The organism is Motiliproteus sp. MSK22-1 (assembly GCF_001968815.1).
Lineage (GTDB): Bacteria > Pseudomonadota > Gammaproteobacteria > Pseudomonadales > Balneatricaceae > Motiliproteus.
In genome coordinates, this window is the sequence record NZ_MIEQ01000027.1 from 90,847 (window position 1) to 115,903 (window position 25,057).

The 25,057-nt window shown below is 46.2% G+C and carries 25 protein-coding genes; 18 read left to right on the forward strand and 7 right to left on the reverse strand.

Annotation, left to right across the window (positions count from 1 at the left end; all coding sequences use genetic code 11):
- Positions 1 to 22 precede the first annotated feature (22 nt).
- Entirely contained in the window at positions 23 to 1,603 is a 1,581-nt protein-coding gene (locus BGP75_RS06590) for a DUF2235 domain-containing protein (RefSeq protein ID WP_076716830.1), read from the reverse strand.
- Between the two features lie 521 nt (positions 1,604 to 2,124).
- On the opposite strand from BGP75_RS06590, the gene BGP75_RS06595 reads away from it, so the two are divergent.
- The 4 genes from BGP75_RS06595 (at position 2,125) to BGP75_RS06610 (ending at position 6,735) form a co-directional block, all read left to right on the forward strand.
- Entirely contained in the window at positions 2,125 to 3,552 is a 1,428-nt protein-coding gene (locus BGP75_RS06595) for a HAMP domain-containing sensor histidine kinase (protein WP_076716832.1), read from the forward strand.
- The gene (locus tag BGP75_RS06600; protein ID WP_076716834.1) at positions 3,549 to 4,178 is read left to right on the forward strand and encodes a hypothetical protein; all 630 of its coding nucleotides are present in this window, start codon (positions 3,549 to 3,551) and stop codon (positions 4,176 to 4,178) included. Before BGP75_RS06595 ends, BGP75_RS06600 begins: the two co-directional genes overlap by 4 nt.
- The gene (locus BGP75_RS06605) at positions 4,171 to 5,520 is read left to right on the forward strand and encodes a sigma 54-interacting transcriptional regulator (RefSeq protein WP_076716837.1); all 1,350 of its coding nucleotides are present in this window, start codon (positions 4,171 to 4,173) and stop codon (positions 5,518 to 5,520) included. Before BGP75_RS06600 ends, BGP75_RS06605 begins: the two co-directional genes overlap by 8 nt.
- A gap of 579 nt (positions 5,521 to 6,099) precedes the next feature.
- Positions 6,100 to 6,735, forward strand: coding sequence for a hypothetical protein (locus tag BGP75_RS06610; RefSeq protein ID WP_076716839.1), 636 nt, complete (start codon positions 6,100 to 6,102; stop codon positions 6,733 to 6,735).
- A gap of 140 nt (positions 6,736 to 6,875) precedes the next feature.
- Here BGP75_RS06610 and BGP75_RS06615 read toward each other — a convergent pair whose 3' ends face one another.
- Positions 6,876 to 7,301, reverse strand: a complete 426-nt coding sequence (locus BGP75_RS06615) for an SRPBCC domain-containing protein (RefSeq protein WP_076716842.1) — start codon at positions 7,299 to 7,301, stop codon at positions 6,876 to 6,878.
- Positions 7,302 to 7,350: 49 nt separating this feature from the next.
- Positions 7,351 to 7,680, reverse strand: a complete 330-nt coding sequence (locus tag BGP75_RS06620) for a helix-turn-helix transcriptional regulator (RefSeq protein ID WP_233152861.1) — start codon at positions 7,678 to 7,680, stop codon at positions 7,351 to 7,353.
- A 413-nt stretch (positions 7,681 to 8,093) separates the two neighbouring features.
- Between BGP75_RS06620 and BGP75_RS06625 the strand changes: the two genes are divergently transcribed.
- From BGP75_RS06625 to BGP75_RS06660, 8 genes are all read left to right on the forward strand, one after another.
- Positions 8,094 to 9,095 (forward strand): nucleoid-associated protein, encoded by a 1,002-nt coding sequence (locus BGP75_RS06625; RefSeq protein WP_076716847.1) that lies wholly within the window; start codon positions 8,094 to 8,096, stop codon positions 9,093 to 9,095.
- Between the two features lie 132 nt (positions 9,096 to 9,227).
- On the forward strand, positions 9,228 to 10,115 hold the full coding sequence (locus BGP75_RS06630; RefSeq protein ID WP_076716849.1) for a dienelactone hydrolase family protein: 888 nt from the start codon (positions 9,228 to 9,230) through the stop codon (positions 10,113 to 10,115).
- A gap of 366 nt (positions 10,116 to 10,481) precedes the next feature.
- Entirely contained in the window at positions 10,482 to 11,528 is a 1,047-nt protein-coding gene (gene astA / locus BGP75_RS06635) for an arginine N-succinyltransferase (RefSeq protein ID WP_076716852.1), read from the forward strand.
- Between the two features lie 168 nt (positions 11,529 to 11,696).
- The gene (locus BGP75_RS06640; RefSeq protein WP_076716854.1) at positions 11,697 to 12,407 is read left to right on the forward strand and encodes an ABC transporter ATP-binding protein; all 711 of its coding nucleotides are present in this window, start codon (positions 11,697 to 11,699) and stop codon (positions 12,405 to 12,407) included.
- 5 nt (positions 12,408 to 12,412) lie between these two features.
- The gene (locus BGP75_RS06645) at positions 12,413 to 15,004 is read left to right on the forward strand and encodes an FtsX-like permease family protein (protein ID WP_076716856.1); all 2,592 of its coding nucleotides are present in this window, start codon (positions 12,413 to 12,415) and stop codon (positions 15,002 to 15,004) included.
- Positions 15,001 to 16,215, forward strand: a complete 1,215-nt coding sequence (locus tag BGP75_RS06650; protein ID WP_143820998.1) for a lipocalin-like domain-containing protein — start codon at positions 15,001 to 15,003, stop codon at positions 16,213 to 16,215. The genes BGP75_RS06645 and BGP75_RS06650 overlap by 4 nt, the downstream gene beginning before the upstream one ends.
- A 133-nt stretch (positions 16,216 to 16,348) precedes the next feature.
- Positions 16,349 to 16,708, forward strand: a complete 360-nt coding sequence (gene hspQ, locus BGP75_RS06655; protein WP_233152862.1) for a heat shock protein HspQ — start codon at positions 16,349 to 16,351, stop codon at positions 16,706 to 16,708.
- A gap of 193 nt (positions 16,709 to 16,901) precedes the next feature.
- Positions 16,902 to 17,642: a type 1 glutamine amidotransferase gene (locus BGP75_RS06660; protein ID WP_076716860.1), complete on the forward strand. Its 741-nt coding sequence runs from the start codon at positions 16,902 to 16,904 to the stop codon at positions 17,640 to 17,642.
- A gap of 129 nt (positions 17,643 to 17,771) precedes the next feature.
- Here BGP75_RS06660 and BGP75_RS06665 read toward each other — a convergent pair whose 3' ends face one another.
- The 3 genes from BGP75_RS06665 to BGP75_RS06675 form a co-directional block, all read right to left on the reverse strand.
- Positions 17,772 to 17,978: a 4-oxalocrotonate tautomerase family protein gene (locus tag BGP75_RS06665; protein WP_076716863.1), complete on the reverse strand. Its 207-nt coding sequence runs from the start codon at positions 17,976 to 17,978 to the stop codon at positions 17,772 to 17,774.
- Between the two features lie 116 nt (positions 17,979 to 18,094).
- Positions 18,095 to 18,511 carry a nuclear transport factor 2 family protein gene (locus BGP75_RS06670; protein ID WP_076716865.1) on the reverse strand — a complete coding sequence of 139 codons (417 nt, stop codon included), beginning with the start codon at positions 18,509 to 18,511 and terminating at the stop codon, positions 18,095 to 18,097.
- Positions 18,512 to 18,562: 51 nt separating this feature from the next.
- Positions 18,563 to 19,171 (reverse strand): glutathione S-transferase family protein, encoded by a 609-nt coding sequence (locus BGP75_RS06675; protein ID WP_076716867.1) that lies wholly within the window; start codon positions 19,169 to 19,171, stop codon positions 18,563 to 18,565.
- Positions 19,172 to 19,357: 186 nt separating this feature from the next.
- Here BGP75_RS06675 and BGP75_RS06680 point away from each other — a divergent pair, with 186 nt between their 5' ends.
- From BGP75_RS06680 to BGP75_RS06705, 6 genes are all read left to right on the forward strand, one after another.
- Positions 19,358 to 20,251 (forward strand): LysR family transcriptional regulator, encoded by an 894-nt coding sequence (locus BGP75_RS06680; protein WP_076716869.1) that lies wholly within the window; start codon positions 19,358 to 19,360, stop codon positions 20,249 to 20,251.
- Between the two features lie 310 nt (positions 20,252 to 20,561).
- Positions 20,562 to 21,191, forward strand: a complete 630-nt coding sequence (locus BGP75_RS06685) for a cytochrome c oxidase subunit 3 family protein (RefSeq protein ID WP_198939287.1) — start codon at positions 20,562 to 20,564, stop codon at positions 21,189 to 21,191.
- A 5-nt stretch (positions 21,192 to 21,196) separates the two neighbouring features.
- Positions 21,197 to 21,490 carry a cytochrome C oxidase subunit IV family protein gene (locus BGP75_RS06690; RefSeq protein WP_076716871.1) on the forward strand — a complete coding sequence of 98 codons (294 nt, stop codon included), beginning with the start codon at positions 21,197 to 21,199 and terminating at the stop codon, positions 21,488 to 21,490.
- A 115-nt stretch (positions 21,491 to 21,605) separates the two neighbouring features.
- Positions 21,606 to 22,181 carry a class I SAM-dependent methyltransferase gene (locus BGP75_RS06695; RefSeq protein WP_083704664.1) on the forward strand — a complete coding sequence of 192 codons (576 nt, stop codon included), beginning with the start codon at positions 21,606 to 21,608 and terminating at the stop codon, positions 22,179 to 22,181.
- A gap of 387 nt (positions 22,182 to 22,568) precedes the next feature.
- Positions 22,569 to 23,171: a pentapeptide repeat-containing protein gene (locus BGP75_RS06700; RefSeq protein WP_076716876.1), complete on the forward strand. Its 603-nt coding sequence runs from the start codon at positions 22,569 to 22,571 to the stop codon at positions 23,169 to 23,171.
- 185 nt (positions 23,172 to 23,356) lie between these two features.
- Entirely contained in the window at positions 23,357 to 23,662 is a 306-nt protein-coding gene (locus tag BGP75_RS06705; RefSeq protein ID WP_076716878.1) for a DUF6172 family protein, read from the forward strand.
- Between the two features lie 118 nt (positions 23,663 to 23,780).
- Here BGP75_RS06705 and BGP75_RS06710 read toward each other — a convergent pair whose 3' ends face one another.
- Positions 23,781 to 25,055, reverse strand: coding sequence for a DEAD/DEAH box helicase (locus tag BGP75_RS06710; protein ID WP_076716880.1), 1,275 nt, complete (start codon positions 25,053 to 25,055; stop codon positions 23,781 to 23,783).
- Between the last annotated feature and the right edge of the window lie 2 nt (positions 25,056 to 25,057).

Below are 25,057 nucleotides of genomic sequence, written 5' to 3' on the forward strand. Positions count from 1 at the left end.
GGTTGGTTTTTACGAGTAAACATCAAACCAGTGTAACGCTGTACTTAATCAGCCCCATATTGTTGCCATAAAAATCAACCAGATCATTGGCAAAAGAACAGAGTTCACCACTCACTGCAGGCTTGTAAACAGAGTCATCTGCCAGGTAATTTAATATGCGGAAGGCATGATCATCAGAACAGTTTATTGTGCCGCACAGTTCGAACCATTTGCCTTCCGGAACTCGTTTATCATTTTCGTAGAATGCTATTAAGCTTCGTTTTACAAAGCCTGATATTTCATTCGCACTGTTCCAGCCTTCTGGTCCACAGTCTATGTCGCTGTCGAACCAATGCTGGCCATCCACGATGGAAAACCGATAGCTTTTTCCTTTTTCCAGCATGATGCCACTGGCGTTGTACAGTTGATTGGCGTACACCTTTACTGTAGCGGGAACGCCTGTCTGTAGCTTGGTCAGTGGACGTCGTGGTTGTTTTCTTAACTGTTTCAGTGAGGGGGCCGGCGGAGGCTGGATGCTTCCGTCACTGTGCTGAATATCAAAGCGGATCGGTTGATTGGAATAAGGGTTGATCAGACTTTCCTGGAGTAAGGGTTCAGGATTATACAGCGGGTCATAGTAGAGACGATCCAGTACTGAATGATGAAGCACCGGGCGGTGAACGCTCGTTACCCCATTGACTAATACTCGGAGGTTTCGATGAGTTAGTGCCTTTTCTTTAATGAAAAGCCGCGCTTCCTGCTCATGGCTTTTTCCTAAGGGATTGGGTTGGATGATCACATCTTCAAATTCGATCAGAATTTCAGGATCGGTACTCAGTTTGGGGTAATCTATGGTTCTGGGATCAGCGATAATCAGAGGATAATTTGAGTCCTGTATAAATTCCAACATGAATTCCAGGGTTTGATCTGAAAGGCCATCATAGCGATATCCACCACCAACATCTGCATGTGCTCCGGGAAACCATATTTCCGTTACTCTGTCATCTTTGTTGATCAGGGTTGGCATAAAAGCAATGCGTCGCTCATCCAGTGCAACAATATGCAAAGCCTTCTCCACGCAGGGTGCCAGCGTATGATTTTCAAATACAACATCCGATCCGGGTTTATTCTCCTCTTTGAACACATTGGGTTTATTGACGGAGGCGACGGTATCGAAGACTCCCATGAATTTTATTTTTGGGGGGGCTCCCTCAGCCACTGCTGGCCAGATTGTGGGGATGCGGGCTGCAAAGCATCGAGCAATAGCCGCTCCTCGGCTAAAGCCAAACACATAGACTTCATCACCTGCTTTGTACTCTCTTACAAGATCTTTGATGCCTCGCTTGATAATCGCGCCAACGTCTTCATTATCTGGAGCAAAGAGAATATTTCGCAATTTTTGCATTCTGGAGCCGTAAGTGCCAACTCCTGAATAGTAGTAACTTCGTTGCGTCTGGTCGGTTGAAGGTTCAGGTCTTAGATTACCACCGAGCAGAAGGTGGAGTTTCAGTACATTGGTGATGTTATTATCTTTAAGGCTGCCGAACCCGAAAGCTGCGCGTTCTTCCCGGGCATCTTCCGGCTCATTACAGGTTCCATCGAAGCAAAAAATTAGATTAGCCATAGCTACGCTCCTTGCTGGTTTAAAACCATCATCAACTGAGCTATAGAGAGAGTCGCAAGAGTCACTAGTCTGAGATAACAGGCTGAAGGGGCTCCAGTCACATTCAGAACAACTCGGTGTGTTTGATTTTTGCTATCAAATCGACTGTAGACAATGGAAGCCATTTTTTCCAATTATGGGGTGGATATGGATGTAATCAGTTTCGGAACCAGATGCATTATGGCAGGGTGGTTGATAGCGGTAATTAATGTTCCGAAGAACGATGGAAACTTCAAATGGATGGACATGGATAAAAATGGATGGACATGGATAAAATAAGTGGACAAGACCTGAAATTTTTTAAATTCATCACTAAAACAGCCGGATACAACAAATGATGCCTGTTTTCAGGTGTAAGAAGACTTCGGATTATAGAAATCTGTAGAAGCTCGGTCTCGACTCCTGCTCTTGCGCACAGTAGACTTGCTGTCTAATTTTTGAGCGTCTTCCACTTCTTATCATTCAGTCTTAGAAAATATCTTATGTTCTGGCGTCCCCGATCTATTCTCCAGCTGATGCTAATCGGCTTCTTTACCGTGATTGCGCCACTATGTGTTGCAATTTTCTACACGGTTCAAGCGTTTGATCAGCAAGCGCTTAAAAACAATCGTGTTACCCATGAGCTGGTGGCCCTGACCAGGGCCAATCAGGTATTGCAATCGGATTTGCTGGATCTTGAACGTCGAGCAGGTCAGTACGCAGCACTTGGTGAAAAAAACTTATTGGCTTTTTTTGAAGAGGGGCATCAGCGAATATTGGCGCAGTTACAGCAACTGGAGCCTCTGGTGGACAAGGAGCGAAGAGAAAAGCTGGGGCCGCTCAAAGACGCTGTCGAAAGCCTTTGGTTCGCGATAATTGTGCCAGGAGAGCCGTTCGATGCCCGGCAGATTCAAGGGCTTTTTGATGAGATCAGTGATCTTTCCGTCCAGTTTCGCCGTTCCAGTCAGCAGTTTGTGGATGATCAGTTACAGCAGCAGACTGAAGAAGCCTCACAGATTAAGGCATCACTACTGCTGATGGTTATATCGTTGGCTGTACTGACCTTATTGGCCGCTTTATTTTTTATCTACTGGATTAATAAACCTGTCCGCCAACTGGAGAAAGAAATCAGCCAGTTAGGGTCCGGTGATCTGACTCGAAAAATCCGAATTAGCGGGCCCCAGGAAATGCAGATGTTGGGTGAAAGGTTGGACTGGTTACGGGGGCAGCTCCATGAGTTGGACGAGCAAAAGCTGCAGTTCTTACGCCACATGTCTCACGAACTTAAAACCCCGCTGGCAAGTCTTCGTGAAGGTGCAGATCTGATGGCTGAAGGGATTGTCGGGCCCTTGGAAACTAAACAGCTGGAGATCGTTTCTATTATTCAGCAGAACAGCAGAGAGCTACAGCGTTTGATTGAAAACTTATTGGATTACAACCAGGTCTTGCATCAGCAGCAGCTTAATCTTGAACGTTTTGAGGTGGCTGAGCTTTGGCAGGAGCTTTTAACCACATATAAAATGACCATTGCCCGGAAGTCTATTAGGGTCAGTTGTAATGGAGAGGCGCTTAGCTGGGTTGCTGATACCGCTAAAATAAAAACGGTGCTGGATAACCTGTTATCCAATGCTGTCAGTTACTGCCCTTCTCAAGGGGAAGTCTCTATAAGCTGGCATGTAGCGGATGGTGCGCTTTATTGTGAAGTTGGCAACAGTGGGCAGCAGATTCCAGCAGCGGAGCGCAAGCAGATTTTTGAGCCGTTCTTTCAGGGGAAAAACAGCCGAAGTGGAGCTATTAAAGGTTCAGGGATTGGCCTGAGTGTTGCTAGAGAATGCACTAATGCCCACGGAGGCCGATTGGATCTTGTTGCCCATGATCGTTTTCCGGTGTGTTTCAGCTTAACACTACCGAGCCACGAGATGACTTTATGAAACCGATTTGTTTGTTTAGATTTGGAACCCTGAGTCTGGTCCTCAGTTTGCTGTTGAGTGGCTGCCAGCCTCTGTCTACGATCAACCCGGTTCTGGCTCCTGTACCCGCTGTAGAAGACAGTATCGCTTCGAAATGGTTTGATCAACTGGAGCAAACCATCGACCTCAATGAAGAGCAGGCTCAGCAGCAGCTCAAAGAGTTCGGCGGTAAAAAACCAACAGAAGCTATCCACTTGTTTCGTTATGCTCTGTTAAATCAACAGCTAAAAGACCGCTTGGGTTGGATTCGAGCAAGGGACAGCCTTCGTCAATTGTTAAAAAATTCAGAAGTTCCAGAAAAGTCTGTCGCTTTGGCCACTTTCTTGCAACAGCATAATCAGGCAATGATTAATGCAAATGCAAGGTACACACGATTACTGGTCGCCTTGGAACAAGGTCAACAGGAGCAGCAGGAGATGGCTGCTGCGCTAGCGGAGAGCCAGGCAGAAGCAGAATTGTTGTCTGACAAGATTCGCGCTCTGACCAATTTGGAGAAAAGCGTAAGCATTCGTCGCGCATTAACGACAGACACACCTAATTCTGACCCTTTAGAGAAAGAAACAGCACCAAATGCCAAGCATGAGTAAGATGCAATACAAATTACTAGTAGTCGATGATGATCCAAGCCTGATGAGGCTTCTGGTTCTAAGGCTGGAAGCGGAAAAATATCAGGTCTTTACGGCAACCAACGGGAATGAAGCTCTGCAGGTGTTGCGTAGCCAGTCTATTGACCTGGTTATCAGTGATTTACGCATGGATGAGATGGACGGTATAGAGCTGTTTGAACAAGTGCAGCATTATTATTCCGGTCTTCCCATGATTATATTGACTGCCCAGGGGTCTATTTCCGAAGCCGTTGCAGCCACTCAGAAAGGGGTCTTCGGATTTCTTACTAAACCTTTTGATAAGAAAGAGTTACTTACCCAGATTACCCAGGCTCTCAGCTTTTCCAGTGCTAATGGGCAAGGTCGTCCAAATGATGAATGGCGACAGCATATCCTGTCTCGCAGCGAAGTGATGGACCGTTTACTGGGCACGGCTCAACAGGTAGCTGACTCCGATGTCAGTGTTTTAATATCCGGCGCGAGTGGTAGCGGTAAAGAGCTGTTGGCTCAGGCTATTCACCGAGCCAGCGATAGGAAAGAGAGATCCTTTGTGGCTATTAACTGTAGCGCTCTTCCCGAACCGCTGTTGGAGTCTGAGTTGTTTGGCCATGTCAAAGGGGCGTTCACCGGGGCGGTCAGTGAACATCAGGGCCTTTTTCGAGCCGCTCATCAAGGGACTCTGTTTCTGGATGAGATCGGTGATATGCCGTTGACATTGCAGGTCAAACTGCTGCGCGTCCTTCAAGAACGGCAGGTTCGGCCCGTTGGCAGCACCCGGAGCTATCCGGTCGATGTTCGGATTATCTCAGCGACCCATCAGGATCTGGATAAGGGGATGGAAGAAGGGAGCTTCCGACAGGATCTTTATTACCGCCTGAATGTTGTTAATCTCAAGTTACCGGATCTTATTGACAGAGCTGAAGATATCCCACTGTTGGCTAATCATTTCTTGAAGCACACTAATAAAGGGGCAGCCGGGCAGGTTACAGCGTTTTCACCGGAGGCTATTAGTCTGTTAAGCGGGGCTGCCTGGCCCGGTAATGTCCGACAGCTGGAAAATGTGGTTCAGCAAACAGTAGCCTTATCCAATGCCCGGGTTATTCCTGCCAGCCAAGTCCGGCAGGCTCTCGCGGATGAGTCGGGTTATCTGCCGTCATTTAATGAGGCTCGACATCAGTTCGAGAGGGACTATCTGGTAAAGGTGATGCGGATGACAGAAGGCAACGCATCTCAAGCCGCAATTCTCGCGCAACGTAATCGCACTGATTTTTATAAGTTGTTGCAGCGCCATGGGTTAAAGGCCGAGCAATTTAAAGTAGCCTGATTTTCTGTACTGTCGCTGAGCGGACACAGTTAAAATAGGGTCTTTATTTCGACGAACGGCAACAATTCTCTGCAAATAAGCATTAATTTGTTAAAACATCGAAAAAAAATGCAAATAGACAAGGTTTTTATTTCATTTTGACGGTATATTTCTGATCTGATGTTGTCGATTGAATGCATGTGATTTACTCAGAATCATTTTGTCTCTTTTTGGATACAGGCTAAGTGGTTGAAATTAGAAAGATATAGCTATTTCTTACCAGGGGTGTTGCTAAAATGCGACAAATTGGTATTGCCAGGATAGTTTTTGTCTTGGGTATCGCTGCAGAATTTTGTTAACTGGCTGTTAATAAAAGAATAAGAAATACATGGACCGTTTTTTGCCCTCACCATCATACAGGGCAGCATTTGGCATAGTTTTTGTATAGCTAATCTTGTTATACAAAACTGAGGCTGAGATATGAGATTGCAGCTCAGTAGGGTATCTGAGTTGTCATTCTGGATCACAGCTGATCCAGTGTTGTTGTGCATCCTGTGGTGGGGCGGTGGTTCATCGGACCAGTATAATGAAGGAGTAGTCGTGTCGATCAGTTTCGAATTTTCCAAAGAACCTGCTCTGTTAGAGCAGTATTATAATATCCGGGAAGAGTGCTTCCGCAGAGAGCTGGGTATTCAGTCGTTTGATGGTGGTGAAAATGACTTTGATCGTTGGGGACGTATATTGATTGTTCGTGATGGCGATCGGTGTATAGGAGGTGCGCGGTTATCCGGCAGCACTCCTTACAGTCCTGGGCTGTTACCGTTGGAAAACAATGGTTTTATGGTCCTCAAAGTTTTTTCAAAGCTGGCGTTGGAAGGTAAGTCCTATTGCCAGTGGACACGGTTGGCGTTGCTTCCTGAGTATCGAAGTATGGAGAACCTTCAAGCGCTGGCCCTGTCAATGATTCAAAATGCCAGAGCCTGTGGTTATAGCTATGCATTTAGTGTCGCTGGCAGTAATCGATCAAGACTGTACCGAAAAATCTACAAGGTACTGGATTATGATTACGAAATTCGTACAGATTTGAGTGTTCCTGCGGAACAGGGCTTTATGGGGCTGGAGCACTTGTTGTCTATCGGCTACCTGGAAGAGCCGATCAGTGCGAAGAAGAGTCTCGAATCACTGGTCGCTAATATCAGTTCCGTACCTTGTGACTACTTGCGTAAAGTGGCTTAAACGCTGAAGCACACTTTCGCAATGGCTTCTGCTATATCTGTGCTGCTTTGTCGATAGGACTAAGCAGCACAGATATGCAATTCTATAAGTTCATCTTTTCCAGTACTGGTACGACTGATGCGCGGGCCTTGCTGACGGATCTATGGCAGTTGCAGGTTTATCAGCTTTGCCAGACAGCCATTCCATCCCATTTCATGCTTTTCACAGGTTTGCTGATCTGCAAACTCGGAATGACAAAGGCGTAGCTCAGAGCTGTTTTCATCGATTGGGCTGAAGGTCAGTGTAATATGAGTAATATTGGGACTACCTTCCCACTGCCAGGTGAAAGCCAGCTTTTGATTATTTTCAACTTCCTGATACTCGCCGCCCACGATGTGCTGGGAATTGTCATCAGGATCCTGCATAACGATCCGATACTTACCTCCTACCTGAACGTCTGCCTCTGCTTCAGGTACGCTCATATTGCCTGGAGCAAACCATTGGCGGATTACTTCAGGCTTGCACCAGGCATCGAACAGTTTATTAACAGGGGCGTCAAATTTTCGATTGATAGTGAGTTGAAACATCAGCTGTAATCCTCTTTTGATATCAGTTAGTCACTTTAATGAGTGCTAATCACTTTTTTTTACTCAATACCTGGTCGAGGCCGTCCATCCGTTGTTGCCAGAAGTAGCGATAAACACTTATCCAGTCCAGGGCTCCTGTGAGCTGCTCAGGGGCAAGTTTGACGTAATGAGTACGACCTTCAACCCGGCGTTTAACAAGTCCCGCCCGTTCCAATACCTTGACGTGCTTTGATACTGCAGCCATAGACATTTGAAACGGATCAGAAAGCTCCGAAATAGTTTTTTCACCTTCAGCCAGCATATGCACCAGCTGCCGACGGGTTGCGTCAGCGAGGGCCATGAATACCTGGTCCAATGGGTCCGTTTTTGTCGTGGTCACCTTGTTCTCTTTTTATTCAACCATTTGGTTTAATAATAGACCGTTGTGTTGATAATTCAACCGTGTGGTTTAATATAATTGCAGGCCTTCCGGTAATTGTTTGTTTTGTAATAAAATATTTTTTTGGTTGGCTAGGGATCCTGTTTTGTCAGACAGCTTGAAAAGGACCCGTTATTCCGCTGCGCCGTCTTTCGCGCACTTAGCCATTCCAGGGCTCGCTGAGAACATAATGGATTTATTCGAAGGTTCCTTAGGTTTCTTCTTGGGAGCAGGATGCATCTTAACGCCAGGAGCGCACAAAACGGATGTTAAAATCCAGTGACGGCTGCTTTGATAAATGGCAGTAAATTTGGCGCCCGCTGGCTGAAGTTTCTGGCATAATAGGGTGTTTTTTACGGACGAGAATTACGACGATGGCGACCAAAGAGGCAATTGTTCATTTCATTGAAAAGCCTGAGGGAGGAGAAGCAAAAATTTCTCCGCGTCAGTCTCTGCTTACTAATAACCCATCGCTGGATGATTTGATCAGTAAAGTCTCGGCTGCTTATAACAAACGTGCTGGTAAAATATATGGCGGGTTTGAAGAGGATGGTCAGGAGTACCCCTTCGGTGGCTGGTTAAAAAGTTACGTTGATGGTGAGTTGGATTTATTGCAGTTTGGCAATGCAACACTGACTCGTTTTAAGCAAATGCTGGATGAACAAACAGAAGCTTTTTCGGGTTATCTGCTTTTTGCCCGACAGGAAGTACTGGAGGTTGATCAGCTTTTGTTATTGGTACTCAGTACCAGTCCTGCTGTAATTATTGATGATCAACTGGAATTGAACGAAGCTCATCATCTGGAGCTTGGTAAGGTCCAGTTGGGAGCTAAAGTGAATCTGGATGAATGGAGTAAGGGTACTGGCACACAGTTTATCTCCTTTGTTAAATCTCGTTCCGGAAAAGAGATCAGCGAAAGCTTTCGTCGATGTATTGGCAGTACTGAGGAAGTTGACTCCAAAGCCCAGACTCAGACACTGCTAAAAGTATTCAATGATTACTGTTCTGACGCTGATCTACCTTCAGGTCAGGCATCTGCGGTTAAGCAGAAAGCGTATGAATATTGTAATGAACAGGTAGAGTCTGGAAACAGGGTGCACCTGCAGGAACTGTCCTGTGTGATGGATACCAGTGATCCTGACAAGTTTTACAACTATGCCAGTGAGCAGGAAGTGGATCTCAAATCAGAGATTCCGGCCGATCGTGGCGGCTTAAAAAAGTTTGTTCGTTATAGCGGATCGATGAAGGGCATGAGTTTGAGCTTTTCTGAGATGTTGTTGGGAGAGCAGATTCTTTATGACGCTGATACTGATACGCTTACCATTCGTGGCGTTCCCCCGACCTTAAAAAAGCAACTTTCCCGCAACAAAAGCTGAGAGCCCTTTCTGTAGAGTTTCTTGCTGCAGTCCCCCTTCTTAAGGGTTCCTGACTACACTTAAGTCAACTTGGCAGGCTGTTGAGATGTGTTTGCTGCCCAACTTTGATATTTAACACTGGAGGGGATCCTTATGAACCGCAAGAAGGCTACAGATTATGATCAGAAGCTGCTTGACCTCTATGATGAATACGTCCACTCATCGATGTCTCGCAGAGGGTTTCTTGATCGTGCAGCTGCGCTGACTGTTTCTGGAATAGCAGCGACAACTTTAGCAGAATCCCTGCTTCCTGATTATGCGCTTGCGGTTCAGGTATCGCCGGATGATAGTCGCATTCTAGCGCAATATCAGCAGTATGAGTCTGCCAATGGATCTGGAACCATGCGTGGATTATTGGCAAGACCGGCAAATTCGTCCGGCAAGTTGCCGGTGGTTCTGGTGGTGCATGAAAATAGAGGTCTCAATCCTTATATTGAAGATGTTGCCCGGCGCTTAGCGGTGTCTGGCTATATGGCCTTGGCGCCAGATGCCCTGACTCCGCTTGGAGGCTACCCCGGTACGGATGACGAAGGCAAGCTGATGCAGAAGAAACTGGATCGAAACCATATCACTGAGGATTTTGTTGCTGCCGCTGAGTTCTTAAAAAACCACCCGGACAGTAACGGCAAGGTCGGAGTGGTTGGTTTTTGCTTTGGCGGTGGAATGGCTAACACTTTGGCGGTTCGATTGCCCTACCTTAAAGCGGCAGTACCTTTTTATGGTCGTCAACCAAAATCTGAAGAAGTCGCCAATATCAAAGCCTCCCTGCTTATCCACAATGCTGAACTTGACAAGCGAATCAATGCGGGCTGGCCAGCCTATGAGGAGGCCCTTAAAAAGTACGGTAAAGATTACCAGGCGTATATGTATGCCGGGGCTAATCACGGCTTTCACAATGATACAACTCCCCGTTACGATCAGCAGGCGGCAGAATTGGCATGGCAGCGTACACTGGCATTTTTTGAGAGTCGACTGAAATAGTATGAAACTAATATTTATACCGTTATCTTTCAGGATTGGTTAAAAAAAACCTCAATGGTTATAAAATTCGCTATTGGTCCAGAGTCTGACTTTGGTCGAATTCGGGTTCTGCTGGACTGGATTCTGCCGATTCTGTTCTGTTGGATTTGCCGATCACGGGAAAGCTGCTCTTTAAGTCCTCAGGACTGAAATAATAAGGCGCTTATCGAAAAGAAAGTTGTTTCTGAATCAGGCACAGTTTTGATTAATTATGAGTGGGTAAACTGCACCGCTCTGAGCTGGTTAATTTAGGTAAGGCTCGTATCGATAATCAAATAGCCTTGGGCGCCGTTAGAGGCCCCTTTCAGTGTTAAGGATAATAAAATTATGATGCTGATTCGTCCCATTACTGCTGCAGACTTTCCCGCCCTGTTAGGCATTGCTGAGGAGTCAGGTGTTGGATTCACTTCATTGCCGTTAAATGAAGGGATACTCCAACAGAAAATCGATAATTCTCTGGAATCATTTCAGCGAGAACTGGAACAACCCGGAGACGAAAGTTATCTTTTTGTGTTGGAAGACACCGATACGGGTAAAATTGTTGGTACAACAGCGGTTGCTACAGGAGTTGGTACCAAAGAAGCGTTTTACCATTACCACCGGGAAAAAGTGGTGCATTCCTCCCGTGAACTGGGCGTTCACAACCAGATGGAAGTCTTAACTCTCTGTAACCATTACACGGGAAGTACTGAAGTCTGTACACTTTATCTTCGTGACAGTTACCGAAAGGGGACTAACGGACGTCTGTTGTCCAAGTGTCGTTTTCTGTTTATGGCGGAATTCAGCAAACGCTTTAGCCCCAAAGTGATTGCCGAAATGCGAGGGGTTTCTGATGCTAGCGGTCATTCTCCTTTCTGGGAGTGGTTAGGCGAGCATTTTTTTTCAATGGACTTCCCCAAGGCGGACTATCTGGTGGGATCAGGGAATAAGGTGTTTATTGCTGAATTGATGCCTAAGTATCCACTCTATGTGAATTTGTTGAGTCCTGCTGCCCAGGCTGCTATCGGAGAAGTTCATGAAAAAACCCGCCCAGCGCTGAAGCTGTTAGAGAAAGAAGGTTTTACTCACGAAGGTTATATCGATATTTTTGATGGTGGGCCTACGGTAGAAGCATCGCTGGAAAACATCCACAGCGTTCGTCACAGTCGACGTCAGAAAGTGACTCTGGATACTGTTGAAGCACCCTCCCAACCCTGTCTGGTCTGTAATACTGATTTGAAAAACTTTAGGGCGACGCTTTGTGATCTGGCCTTAACTGAGGATGGCTTAGCCGGAATGCCTAAAGAAATTGCGGACCAGCTGAAATTATCTGAAGGTGACAAGATTCGCATCATTGAACTGGAAGGAGTTTATCCACAGCACCGCCGCTTATAGTTTTAAACGCTGGCAATAGTTTTAAACACTACCAATAGTTTTGAGACATTCTGATATAACCGGCATACTGACGTTTTTAGACCTCTTCAGTATGCCCTTGTTGTTTCTGGAGAACGGCTATCCCCGGGTGACATTCCGGGACCGGTATTGATGTTTCAGGAGCGATAGATGACCACGGAAATGTTACTTCAGGTTACAGGTCTGGAAAAAACGTTCGCGGCTGGGCATCGCAGTCAGCAGGTGCTTAGGGGGGTCAACCTCAATCTCGAAAGTGGTGAGGTTCTGGTGTTGTTGGGTACCAGTGGCTCAGGTAAGTCAACGCTACTGAACCTCATTGCCGGATTAGAGTACCCGGATGCGGGTGATATTTATATACTAGGAACCCGGTTAACTGCTCAGGATGAGCAGCAACGAACCCTGTTCCGGCGTCGACACCTTGGAATTGTTTTTCAATTCTTTAACTTGATTCCAACCCTAACTGTTTCTGAAAACTTATTATTACCTTTGCGATTTAATAATTTGCAGGAGACACCAGGGCAATTAAGCACCTTATTGGCACGACTGGGCCTGACGGGCCGGGGGGAACTTTACCCAGAGCAATTGTCTGGTGGTGAACAGCAGCGAGTTGCTATCGGACGCGCGCTGATTCATCGACCTGCGCTGCTGCTGGCCGATGAACCTACGGGTAGCCTGGACAATGATACTGCTGATGTAGTCATGGAGTTACTTTTCGAACAAGTTCGGGCCCTAAATCAGAGTCTGATACTGGTCACCCATAACGAAGCATTGGCGGAAAAGGCTGACAGAGTGCTGAAATTGCATCAGGGGGTGCTGGGTTCTAACCCGAATACATCCGCTTCCTGCTTGAACAGAGCGTAGCCGCTATGCTGACTAAGCTTGTGCCCTGGCCACTAATACAAGCTAATTTGGGCTATTTTCGTCGACATAAATGGCTACTGGCCTCGGCATTAATGGGAATTATCTTAGGTGTGGCGGTGGTTGCCGGAGTGGAAATAACCAACGACAGCGCTCAGCAGAATTTTCAGTTAGCGAACAACCAACTGCTTGGGAAAGGAACCCATCGTATTAGCGCTGAGCAGACGATACCTGAGTCCTTACTCACGCAACTCAGAGTTGAGTTAGGGGTTGTCGCTGCTCCTCTTATCAGTCGGCATCTGAGACTTCATAACGAACAGGGACCGGTGTTTCAGGTACTGGGTATTGACCCATTCCAACTTCGCGAATTCCGAACTGTCGGACAGGTTCAGACCAGTAGCCGATTTGATACACAGGATTTATTGTTAACCGATAGTAGCGCCCTGATGGGAGAGATCAGTTATCGGCGTTTAGATCTCAGTTCAGATGTTTTAACAGTGGTCACTTCGGCTGGTGTGTCCAACATTCAGATTCTGGGTCGCATCGGCGATGCCGATGATAGCCGCTTTAGCCGGTTGATGTTGATGGATATTGGTCATGCCCAACAGCTATTGCAATTGCAGGGCCGACTTGACGCCATTGAGCTTCGGTTAACTGATAATCAAGCAGAGCAGGTTCGTGACTGGTTACCAGAGGGTTATCGATTAAGCAGTCGTTCAGAGCTGCGCTCAGCCACCGAAGGGCTTAGTGACTCTCTTCACTTAAACCTGAGTGCCTTAGGTTTACTGGCTTTAGTCGTTGGTCTTTTTCTGGTTTATAACACATTGCTGTTTTCACTGTTGCAACGTCAACAACTTTTTGGACAGCTTCGGAGTCTGGGGATTACTCAGCGCGAACTGCTTCGCTACCTGTTACTTGAACTCATATTATTAGGGCTGATTGGGTCAGTGCTTGGGCTTCTGATAGGTTTGTTGCTGGCTGACCAGTTATTGGTTTTAGTGAGCCGCACGGTAAATGATCTTTATATGACCAGTCCTATTGTCTTGTTGCAGTTGAATTCCTGGTTGATGTTAAAAATTGTAATTGTTGGCGTGGGAGGCGCTTTGCTGGCCGGGATTATTCCCGGACGTCGGATAATAGGCTTGTCCATTCTGCGTGGCCAGAGCCGACAACAACTGGAAACTCAGAGTTTGAAACAAAGTCGATATATTGTTCGGCAGGTGATTGGACTTGTTGTTTTAGCACTGGTTTTCAGTCTTCTCCCGGAAAGTGGTGTGGTCGGTGGCTATATTGCTGTCACGGCATTGCTGTTAGCCTGTGCCAGCATGATGCCTATGTTGGTGGTGATCAGTTGTAAAGGGCTGCGTTCAGCGTTGAATCGGTACTCCCGAGTCAATCAGTTTTTTTTATTGCGAATCGCTATTGGTGATACAGAAAGGGGCCTTAGTCGTACCGCCGTTGCCCTGATGGCTTTGGTTGTCGCTGTTTCTGCAACAGTGGGGATGGCCACTATGATTGGTAGTTTCCGTAGTACCCTGGAAGTCTGGCTTAATCAGCGACTTAACGCAGATGTTTATGTTGCTCCAGAATCAAGAGTCCCTAATGATCCACGAACACTGAGCCAAGAGCTTTGGAACTGGTTAGAGCTTCGGCCAGAACTGGAAGCCGTTGCGTCTTACTACCGGATCAATACCCGGATTCGGAGTCAACATAATCGTCAAGCAGACTCCAGTCAGGTCAGACAGGTAGAACTATTTGCCAATCATATGCCACCTCAGACACGAGCAGGGTACCGATTTACCAGCGGTAATGTTGATGACATCTGGAGGCTGTTTGATCAACCAGGGCAGCTTTTGATAAGTGAGCCTTTGGCTAATCGACATGCGTTAAAAACCGGAGAAGTGATTAACGTTGAGACGCCTAAAGGGTTTCAGCAGTTTACAGTCGCCGGAGTGTACTACGATTACGGTCATGAGAACGGGCGGATGATTATCAGTCAAAAGAACTTTAAAAATGACTGGCGTTTAATGCCCGGAAGGGTAGCCGGACTTTATTTAAAACCTGGAGTTAACCTTGCAGAGTTCCTGGCCAGGCTGGAGCAGAAACAAACAATGATTGATCCGCTGGCTGTTCTGAAAATTACGGAAAGCAGAGGAGTACTGTCCCGCTCAATGGCTATTTTTGAGCGAACATTTCTGGTGACAGATGTATTGAGATTATTTGCTGTAGCCGTAGCTTTTGTTGGTGTGTTGGCTGCGCTCTTAGCATTGCAGTTGGAGCGGCAGCAAGAAATGCACCTCTACCGGGCTCTCGGTTTTAGTGCCTGGCAACGGATTCGTTTGTTGTTCTATCAAGCTCTGATTATTGGGTCTTTAGCTGGTGTTGCTGCAATTCCTGTGGGATTACTGCTAGCCTGGGGGTTGATTGATATGATTCAGTTGAGGGCTTTTGGTTGGACTCTGGTTTATCAGCTCGACCCTCTGATGTTATTTCAAGCACCGTTATTATCGGTGTTGGCAGCGATGCTGGCCTGTATTTATCCCGCCTGGTTAATTAAACGTGACGGCCGCTCTCAGAGTACCGTGGGTTGTATGTCGTGAAGAGAGTGCCCCGTTCTGTTCTTATCGCCAGTTGGGGGAGCCTGCTGAGCGCTGTCCTGTTTGTGATAGCGCTAGTGTTAAGCGCAGATCCACCCCATGACGGCTCGACCAGGCATCCGTCAGGATCAAGGCTTCAGCTTGATTCTTTGATGGGGAGTGAAAGCAGTCAAGCAGGATTTATTGAAGCGAAAGAAGGCGTTTCTCTGGTCTTTCCCAGAGACCACGCATCCCACTCAGGGTTTCAGAATGAATGGTGGTACTTAACGGGCAATTTACGGGATAAAAATGATCCGCAGCAGCTGTTTGGATTCCAGTTCACGCTCTTTCGATTTGCTCTGGCGCCTATGAATAATTCAAGCTTGGAAAAATCAGATAACCCCTGGCTGGAACCGCAAATTTACATGGCTCACTTTGCCATAACCCATGTTGATGACGGAGAGCATCGAGCGGGAGAGCGTTTTAGTCGCCAGGGACCTGGGCTGGCCGGTGCCAGATGGATGAAAACGGATGAGGTCAATACTGCTGAGCCATTTCTGAAACTGTGGCTGGCTAACTGGTTTATGCAAAGTCACGGGCAGAAAGATCTGTTTCCAATGACTATAGCGGCCTTTGATTCGGATAAAAAGATCGGCTTAACGCTGGAGGCGATCACCACTAAACCAATGGTACTGCAAGGTAATAAGGGCGTTAGTTTGAAAAACCTTGAAGGGGGAGCATCATTTTATTACTCCTATCCTCGGTTATCTGTTGATGGTCAACTGCAATGGCAAGGGCAGCAATATGCGGTCGATGGCCTGGCCTGGTTTGATCATGAATGGAGTAGCAATAGCCTGGCGGACTATCAGCAGGGGTGGGACTGGTTCAGCCTGCAATTGGATGATGGTCGTGAACTGATGTATTACCGTTTTCGCAACCGGGATGGTAGTAAGGGATTAAGTCACTTTAATCTAATCGATACGACAGGGCGAAGCCTGGCTCTTGAACCAGATGCTGTTGAGCTTTCACCATTGGACGAGTGGCTCAGCCCTGAGGGAGCTGTGTATCCTTCAGGTTGGCAGTTAAGGGTTCCTGATCAAGATCTGAACCTTGAAATACAGCCTCTGGTCAAAGATCAGTTAATGGATTTATCTGTCCGTTATTGGGAAGGAGCCGTAAAGGTTACAGGATCTCATCAGGGAAGAGGATATGTGGAACTGTCCGGGTACGAATAGCCACCAGCTATCTAATTTTAGTAAACTGGCAGTAACAGAATACCTGTAGAATGGTTGGCTAAATTTGTTAGCTTCCTTCATTTTTTTAATGAAAATAGGGGAAGATAAGCTATGCTAAAAGACTCAGGAAACAGTGAAAAATCTCATGGATTTCTTCGTTGATCCCCTGCAGGGAGACTCTATGCAAACGGCTAAGTTCTTTGTTGGTCAGTTGATTCATCATCGTTTATTTGATTATCGTGGCGTTATTGTCGATGTGGATCCATCGTTTATGCTATCCGAGGAATGGTATCAACAAATTGCCAAAAGCCGCCCAGCCAAAGATCAGCCTTGGTACCGGGTACTGGTTCACAATGCAATTCACGAAACCTATGTGGCCGAAAGTAACCTGGAACTGGATACCGAGAACGAACCTATCAGCCACCCGGAGGTTGCAAACTTTTTTGATGCCTTTGTGGATGGTCACTACGTAATGAATATTCAGACCAACTAGTGGATGCTGATTAACGATAGTCCCAAGTCTAACCGCCTCTGGTATTCGATTTTCAACATGTGATAACAACCTGTGTTAATCCTTCGTAATAGTGAAATGTCTGCTGCAGTTGCGTTATCCTTAAGCGGCTGTCGACGATCACCTGTTACCGGTAATCTCGCATCAGTGTTAATCGGATCATCAGGGGATATGTATGCGCAAAGACAAAAGCCAAATCCGGATATTGTTACTTCAGATTCGTAACGAAGCCCAAACCCGGAGGGAAGAGCTGGAGAGTTTTGCCCGCTACAGTGACTTACCCGTTGATCAGTTTTCCGTGCTCAATGTTTTTGATACACCCGAGTTCGATGAATCAGTCCTGAAAGGCTACGATGCTCTATACGTTGGAGGTTCCAGTGAAGCAAGCGTACTGGAACCGGAAAAATATCCCTTTGTGCTACCTGCTCAAGAACTGTTGCGCCGTTGCATTGATTTACAGGTTCCCGTTTTTGCCTCATGTTTTGGTCATCAATTGGCGGTAATGGCACTGGGAGGCACCATCGTCCATGATGAAAAGGATTTTGAAATGGGAACCATCCCAATCAAGCTGGACCAACCGGCGTCTGAAGACCTTCTTTTTCACGATGTTACCGACGGATTCCTAGCGGTATCAGTGCATCGGGAAAGAGCTTCTGAACCACCGGTAAACTGTACACAATTAGCCTGCACGCAGGATTGCTGCCATTCATTTAAGGTAAACAATGCGGAGTTCTGGACCACCCAATTCCACCCGGAAGTTGATCTGCAAACGTTAATTGACCGACTGACTTTGTTTAAAGAAAAGTACACCGATGGTGATGGGCACCTGCAAGCGGTATTGGATAATGCTCAGGAGACACCGGAGTCCAATAACCTGCTGAAGAAGTTTGTGGATCGGGTTTTGGTTGCCGGATAAGGAGCCAGAGAGCCTGTAAATAACTCTGGCAGTTACACAGAATCATTTACAGGCTCTCTGGCCCCGGTATATACAGCAGATATTTTCTAATATGCGTATATACCGGTTTTTATTTTTACAGGTCTTTCTCTAGGTGCTCGCTGTTTTGCGCAGTTTGGTTACCTGATCAAAGCCGATGCCCCAGTTATCTGTATTAACCTCATCGATTACGACAAAGGTTGTTTCAGGGTTTTTATTAAGAACATCCACTAATAATTGGGTCGTACCGTTTATCAGCGCTTCTTTTTGTTCTTTAGTCACATTTTCATCCGTTACTTTAATGCTAACATAGGGCATGATTGTTTCTCTTTTATCAGGTTAGCCTGAAATATTAAGATTGGAACAGTCGGCTGCTTTTCTGTTTGTTAATGTCCGTTCGAAGTATTCGACCGAATTGGAGTCGACAGCTAAGGCTAAGGTGTAATCATTGCCCGCAACGACTCTGCTCGCAAATCGGTATACATCTTATTGACGATCAACCAGCGGCCGTTTTCTTTCAGAAGGCCCAGAAAATCAAGATAAAAGTGATCAAATAGCGGGCACTCCAGTTTTACCATGGCTTGGTCTTTTATGATTTCAATTGAAAGCAGCTTAAAGTCATATGGCCGGCCCTGTTGTTCAGGTACTGGTCTGTTTGCAACAGCTTCCAGCCATTGCTCAAGACTGCGGCATAAACCCGGTGCTTTCAGATAGGCATCCGGATGGAAAATGGCCCGTAGCTTTGATTCCTCTCCATGATGTAAGCCGTCAAAATAGTCCCGCACAACGGCTATTACTGACTCAAACTCGTTGGCACCAAAATCACCGCCAGGCACTGCATTTGTTTCCATAAATTTTCTCCTGTAATCGTCGACAGTCTGGAGCTGTTGTAAGCTATAGTGCTAAGCGGCTGATTGCTGCTGTTCAGCGGATAGAGCGCGTTGGAAACTCGGCATGGACTGAATCGCATCAAGCATTCTTTGAGTGTTAGCTCCAAACTGGATCTTTACCGGAAAGCTGGCTCCCCATCGGGAATATACAGTCAGCATAATATCGGCTGCCGAAGGCTGATCACCTCCAAGAAAACTTTGGTTTTCCAGTTGCTGCTCTACCACTTGCCAGAGGCTGGAAATTGCTGTGGCAGCCGCGTCAAAGGCTGATTTTTTGATTTTCTGATCGGTAATGTTCTGAGCAATAAAAAACAGGCGACCGTAGGCGGGATGCATCGTAGCATTGGCGAACATTATATCCTGGATTGCTTGCTCGCGAGCCGTTCCAATGGCTGGCAGCATGGTATTCGGATGCTTATTGAGCAGGTATAGGATCACTGCAGCGCCTTCTCGGCGTGTCGTGCCATTTTCAATCAGTACCGGTACCGTGCCGACAGGGTTGATTGCCGTAAAGTTCTCGACTTTCTGCTTGTCGATAATTTCAACCGTCTGGTCCAACTGATGAAGAATTACTTGAGTTGCCAGTGAGCAAGCGCCGGGTAGGTAATACAGAGTGTACATAGTCGTGTCCTTATTATTGGATAAATTGTTAGATTTCGCGTGTGTCGTTTTCTGGAGAATGAGTAACCACAGGGAGAAGTCTACGGCTGCTAATTGTTTGTATATATAGCTACAATAAGAACTATCTGTTTCCGCAAGGGAAACAGTTTTGTTTTTATCAGCGTCTCCCCGGAATGAAATTTTTCTATGGATAAACTACGCGCAATGCAGCTGTTTGTACGTCTGGCTGACCTGGGTAGCTTTACGCGGGTCGCGGAGCAGACTAATGCTTCCAAATCGATGATCAGTAAGGAGATAAGCCGCCTTGAGCAGGCGTTAGGTGCTCGTCTGCTGCACCGTTCTACACGTAGTGTTCAGTTGACTCACGTAGGCGAAGGCTATTTGCAACGAGCGCGGGAGATTTTGGAGAAGCTTGATGATGCCGATAGTTTTGTCCAGGATCTTCAACAGCATCCTCGCGGTAAATTGAAGATTAATGCGCCGATGGCCCTAGGTATTACCGACCTGTCTTCCTTGTTTGCGGATTTTATGCGGACGTACCCGGATATTGAGTTGGATCTTCATTTGGGGGATGAAACGGTTGATCTGGTAGAGCAGGGGTTCGATTTGGGTTTCCGAGCATCCAGTCGACCGATTGATTCGAATTATGTTGGGCGTCCTTTGATTCGCTTTAAGTATCGCGTCTGCGTGGCACCTGAGTATTTGAGAGAACACTCTGCGATTAACTTACCGCGAGATCTGAAAGATCATAATTGTTTTGTATACAGTTATTTCCAGGGAAAGAATATCTGGCCCATCGAAGATGGTATTGCCGTTAAGGGGACACTGCGGGTTAACAGTACAATTTTTATGATGGAGGCCATTAAAGGCGGTCGGGGAGTCGGATTCATTCCAGACTTTGTCTGCCGGGAAGCGCTGGAAAAAGGAGAGGTTGTCGAAGTTTTAGCGAACTCTGAAAGACCTGACCTGACTCTCTATGCCCTCTATCCGGCGCGACATTTTGTACCTTCAAAGCTTGTCCAATGCATAGAATATCTTGAGCAATGGTTTGCCCATAAAGCAGTGAGTCTCGCTAAATGAGTCAGGGTTTGGTTGAACCTTAATCCTTTTTTGTTATTGCGCCTCGTTCTCTGGATGTTACAGGACAGAGTTTTAAGCCTTGGCTGTAGCAGGGGGCTGGAGCATTTGCTGTCTTTGGGGTACAGCTTAACCAAAAATAACAGGCACAGTGGCTGAATTGGTTAGCCTGTGCACTTTATTGTTTAAATTTTTGCATCTGTACCTTTTTTTTCGACAGAGTAGCCTATCACTACTGGTTTTACGCCGTTATGTACCGTTTAAATTAGGTGGCATATAACTCACTTGTATGGCTTAAAAGGAGCATTTTACTGTGGTAGGTACCCCTGCGGTCACAGCGCGGGAGGCGGCGGATGTAGTAGCCCCTCCGGCTGTTGATCTGCCAAAAGATAATAGAATTCCGGGAAATGGTGCGGTCTGGGTTGGCATTTACGCAGAAATGAGTGAATTTGCGTTGATGTTTCTGGTTTATTTTATTGCCAAGGTGCACTACCAGGAAGTTTTCAACCAGGGGCCTTTACAGCTCAATACTCAGGCGGGAACTTTAAATACGCTGGCTTTATTGACCAGTAGCTATTGTGTTGCCAAAGCGATGGCTTGCGTCCGGATGAACCGGATTAACCTGGCGATACGCTGGCTCTGGGGGACCATCGTCTGTGCCTTATTCTATCTGGTGGTTAAAGGTTGGGAATATCAATGGAATATGGAGCAGGGGATTGAAATAGAAACCAATCTTTTCTTTACCGTTTATTACTACATGACATTCAATCACTTCTTGCATGTGGGTTGGGGTGGTGGAGCCATTCTCTGGGCTATTTTCAGACTCAAGAGTGGCGGCTATACCGCAGAAGACCATGAGGGAATGGAAGCTATTGCGTGCTATTGGCATATGATTGATTTGGTATGGATTATTATCTTTCCGCTACTCTACGTATTAAGGTGATGAGGATGGTTACCCTATCAAACTATAAAATCCAGAACTATGTATGGCTGGCCTTGATGGTAATGACACTTGGCAGCGCCTTTATTGCTGAGTCTGCTGAACCGAGCCTGCTGGTAACGCTGGCTATTGCCGGTACCGTTGGGCTCAAGGGGTGGTTAGTGGTTGATCGTTTTATGGAGCTGCGTAATGCTCACCCCTATATCCGCTTTTCAATGAACCTTTATTTCATTATGTTGCCGCTGGTTATCCTGATTGTTTACCTGATTCCGGAATCTATTGCAGACCTGACGCGATTATAACCGAACTGATGTTAACTACTTGTTTGACTGTCTAATCGTTTGATACTGTTGAGGCTTTGTGGAATGCTGACAGCGTAGTTAGCTTGTTTCCGTATAAAGCAATAAAGACAGTTAGATGAGACGGAAGAAAATGAGTAAATGGGATTCCGAGACGGCCGAATGGTATGCAGAAAAATACGGTGAATATGCAACTAACAGGCTTGGCACAGCGGCCGTGGAGTTCTCTCCAGAATCCACCGTTGTTGATATTGGTTGCGGTACCGGGTCTGCTTTAAGGCATGCCGCGAAGCAGGTTACCAATGGTGTTTTAATTGGCATTGATCCCGTGCCTCGTATGGTTGAGATAGCACGAGAGAAAACTGCCACGGATGTTGCTGCTGATCGAATTCACTTTTATCAAGGGGCTGCTGAGAGCTTGCCGCTAGAGGATGCATCGGCTGATTTTGTACTGGCTTTTGATTCGTTCGATCATTGGCAGGATCAGCATCAGGGGCTAAAAGAAGTTCGGCGTGTACTCACTCCTGATGGGGCGTTCGTGATTGTCAAAGATGGCGGACTTCCCTGTGGATCTGAGGCTAAAAGTGAGCTCTTTGAAGCATTGGAACGGGCTGGTTTCAAGGTAGTTAAAGATAAAACCATGGAAGGTGAGGGGGTTGAATTGACTTTATGGGTGTGTAAAACGACTATTTAAACTACAGTCGCCTTGCCTTCGATCTGTGACTTTTAACTTGCCAGATAGCTAGTACCAGGCCAACCTCCTTCTTGCTAATGTTCCGCTCGTTGTGGGGGGATGGATTTGCTGGAGAAATCAGCCGGAAGCCCCCAGAATTATGTAGCATAACCTATACTAAGACCTGTTTTGATGAATGGATTCGGAAAATGAGAATTCTGACGATTTTAGCTATCTGGATACTGCTTTCGACCTCTGTTTTCGCGCAGAGTGACGTGATTCTAACCACTGGAGAGTGTCCAACTTACAGCTCAGAGCAACAAAAGCACAATGCTGTTTTCTCCCACATCCTCTAAAACGATGCAAAACCAAATTGATGTAAAGCCAGCAAGAGCTGAGGAAGCGTAGATGGTTAATTTTGAAGCGGGTGAGAAAGAGTATCTGTCCAAAAACTTCAACAGTCTGGATTTTTCGAAGGCTGAAATCTGCTATAAAGAATTTGATGGCTGTACCTTTAAAAACTGCGATTTCAGTGAAGCCATCTTCCGCAAGTGCGCATTTATGGATTGCAGCTTTGAAAAATGTAATTTAAGCGTTGTTAAGCTTGAATACAGCAAGTTCTCAAATGTCTTCTTTGATGAGTGCAAGGTTATTGGTGTTGACTGGACTAAAGCAACCTGGCCAGATATAGCCCTGCACAGTTCGATTAAATTTAATCGATGTATTATCAATGACTCGTCATTTTTCGGGCTTAGCTTACAGCAGATTGTAATTGAAGATTGCAAAGCCGAGGATGTGGATTTTAGGGAGGGAGATTTCAGTGATGCCATTTTTACTTATACGAATTTCTCCAATAGTTTGTTTAATAAGACAAATCTAACGGGTTCTGATTTTACCGAGGCAACTGATTACAACATCAACATCTATGACAATGAAGTCAAAGGGGCCAGGTTTTGTCGTTATGAAGCGGCAAGCTTACTTCATAGTCTGGGCATCGAACTGGTGGACTAAGGTCTTCTGTAAACCTATCCACGCGTGTGTTTGGCATCGTTGTTGTGGGGCGGCTAGGTTATCAGCAGGCAATCCATCGGTTCCACTGTGTAATTGAAATACTTTGGTTCGATATTGGAGTAAGATGGCGGCGAGCTGGTGTAATATTTGATCTGCTTTTTTGGCGGTCAATCTTTAGGATAGATATGAAAAAAACATTTTTACTTACTCACCCCAAAATCAAAGTTGCCAGATTGGTTGATTCAATTAAGCACGATGTAAAAAAATACCTGAGAAGAGAACGGAATAAGAAGCTACCCGTAGGGGTTGATTTTTTGGATTTCGACTGCAAATACGGACATACAGAAAAGGAAGCCAGGGTTATTCATCTGTCAGAAATAAATAAATGTATCGATGAAGCTGAACAACTCCAGTTAGGGTCATTTTATCTGGAAATTCTGGCAAAGCCCGGATACCGGACAAAAAAACAGGATTCTGATTTCTCAGACTAGCAAGTAATGGCTTAACGTTTTTCCTGTTTTGCTTTTAACCTTTTGATAAAAGAGGGAGAATCAAACTCTCCCTCTTTTTCCGATGTCTCTTCCCAGTGTTCTCTCGGCTTGAAGAATCCTAGCGTTTTTTCTTGTTCGCAGTTTTGCCTTTAGTCCTCACCGTTTCTTTCTTATTGCGGATGATTTTGGTTTGACTGGCTTTATTGGTCCGTGCCGGTCGTGCCTTTTGTGCAAGATTATTCTGTAACTTAGCTCGGCTGCCCACTTCGTAGCCTGGCATATAGATACGAGAAATAGTGCTGCCGATTAAGCGTTCGATATTGTCCAGTGAGCGTTCTTCCTCGCGGCTTACGAAAGAGATGGCCTGACCTTTAGCACCGGCACGGCCGGTACGTCCAATACGGTGTACATAGTCCTCTGCCAAGTAAGGGAGGTTGAAGTTAACTACGTGCTCCAGACCTTGAATGTCTAACCCGCGAGCGGCAACCTCTGTAGCGACCAGTACCTGTATGTCTCCAGCTTTAAAATCAGCCAGCGCACGGCGACGGGACCCTTGAGTTTTATCACCATGACATAATGCGGCACTGATTCGGACCATTTTCAGATTACGCATCAGTTCATCGGCTTGAGCTTTAGTACTGGTAAACACTAAAACCTGAAACCAACTGTGTTCCTCAATCAGGTCGAGAAACAGTTCTATCTTACGGCGTTCCTCTACCGGGTAGACCACATGCTCTACGGTATCAGCGGTTGCGTTCTGCTTAGCCACACGAATGACTTCATGATTATTCAGTAGTGTTCTCGCCAGGTTATTAACCAATGGAGAAATTGTTGCGGAGAACAACAGGGTTTGTCGGCTATCGGGGGTTTTTTGCAATAGTTCATGGACATCGGTAATAAAGCCCATATCCAGCATGCGGTCAGCTTCATCCAGTACCACGAACTCAACTTCAGCGAGATTGATATTACACTGCTCAAGGTGTTCCAACAGTCTGCCTGGTGTGGCCACTACGATGTCAACACCAGTCTTTAATTTACTCTGCTGCCCGGTCATTTTAACGCCGCCGTAGAGTGCGGTAATCGTGAATGGTAAAAACTGGGCATAGCGCCTGATTGTCTCCGTCAACTGTTCGGCAAGTTCTCGAGTCGGAGTCAGGATCAGGGTCCGTGGAGTACCTGGTCTGGCCTGCTTTGGCTTGTCGTACATTCGTTGGATAATCGGCAGTGAGAAGGCCGCAGTCTTTCCGGTTCCTGTCTGGGCATTTGCCAACAAGTCTTTACCACGTCGAGCCGGTATGATTGCTTTCTCCTGGATAGGAGTCATCTGTTTATAACCACAGGCATCGATTGCTTGCTGTATTTCTGGTGCTAGGTCTAAAGATGAAAAATTCATGA

Coding starts and splice junctions, on each gene's coding strand:
- BGP75_RS06590 (WP_076716830.1), bottom strand. CDS start 1,603: ATGGCTAATCTAATTTTTTGCTTCGATGGAACCTGTAATGAGCCGGAA.
- BGP75_RS06595 (WP_076716832.1), top strand. CDS start 2,125: ATGTTCTGGCGTCCCCGATCTATTCTCCAGCTGATGCTAATCGGCTTC.
- BGP75_RS06600 (WP_076716834.1), top strand. CDS start 3,549: ATGAAACCGATTTGTTTGTTTAGATTTGGAACCCTGAGTCTGGTCCTC.
- BGP75_RS06605 (WP_076716837.1), top strand. CDS start 4,171: ATGAGTAAGATGCAATACAAATTACTAGTAGTCGATGATGATCCAAGC.
- BGP75_RS06615 (WP_076716842.1), bottom strand. CDS start 7,301: ATGTTTCAACTCACTATCAATCGAAAATTTGACGCCCCTGTTAATAAA.
- BGP75_RS06625 (WP_076716847.1), top strand. CDS start 8,094: ATGGCGACCAAAGAGGCAATTGTTCATTTCATTGAAAAGCCTGAGGGA.
- BGP75_RS06630 (WP_076716849.1), top strand. CDS start 9,228: ATGAACCGCAAGAAGGCTACAGATTATGATCAGAAGCTGCTTGACCTC.
- astA (WP_076716852.1), top strand. CDS start 10,482: ATGATGCTGATTCGTCCCATTACTGCTGCAGACTTTCCCGCCCTGTTA.
- BGP75_RS06640 (WP_076716854.1), top strand. CDS start 11,697: ATGACCACGGAAATGTTACTTCAGGTTACAGGTCTGGAAAAAACGTTC.
- BGP75_RS06645 (WP_076716856.1), top strand. CDS start 12,413: ATGCTGACTAAGCTTGTGCCCTGGCCACTAATACAAGCTAATTTGGGC.
- BGP75_RS06660 (WP_076716860.1), top strand. CDS start 16,902: ATGCGCAAAGACAAAAGCCAAATCCGGATATTGTTACTTCAGATTCGT.
- BGP75_RS06665 (WP_076716863.1), bottom strand. CDS start 17,978: ATGCCCTATGTTAGCATTAAAGTAACGGATGAAAATGTGACTAAAGAA.
- BGP75_RS06670 (WP_076716865.1), bottom strand. CDS start 18,511: ATGGAAACAAATGCAGTGCCTGGCGGTGATTTTGGTGCCAACGAGTTT.
- BGP75_RS06675 (WP_076716867.1), bottom strand. CDS start 19,171: ATGTACACTCTGTATTACCTACCCGGCGCTTGCTCACTGGCAACTCAA.
- BGP75_RS06680 (WP_076716869.1), top strand. CDS start 19,358: ATGGATAAACTACGCGCAATGCAGCTGTTTGTACGTCTGGCTGACCTG.
- BGP75_RS06690 (WP_076716871.1), top strand. CDS start 21,197: ATGGTTACCCTATCAAACTATAAAATCCAGAACTATGTATGGCTGGCC.
- BGP75_RS06695 (WP_083704664.1), top strand. CDS start 21,606: ATGAGACGGAAGAAAATGAGTAAATGGGATTCCGAGACGGCCGAATGG.
- BGP75_RS06700 (WP_076716876.1), top strand. CDS start 22,569: ATGGTTAATTTTGAAGCGGGTGAGAAAGAGTATCTGTCCAAAAACTTC.
- BGP75_RS06705 (WP_076716878.1), top strand. CDS start 23,357: ATGAAAAAAACATTTTTACTTACTCACCCCAAAATCAAAGTTGCCAGA.
- BGP75_RS06710 (WP_076716880.1), bottom strand. CDS start 25,055: ATGAATTTTTCATCTTTAGACCTAGCACCAGAAATACAGCAAGCAATC.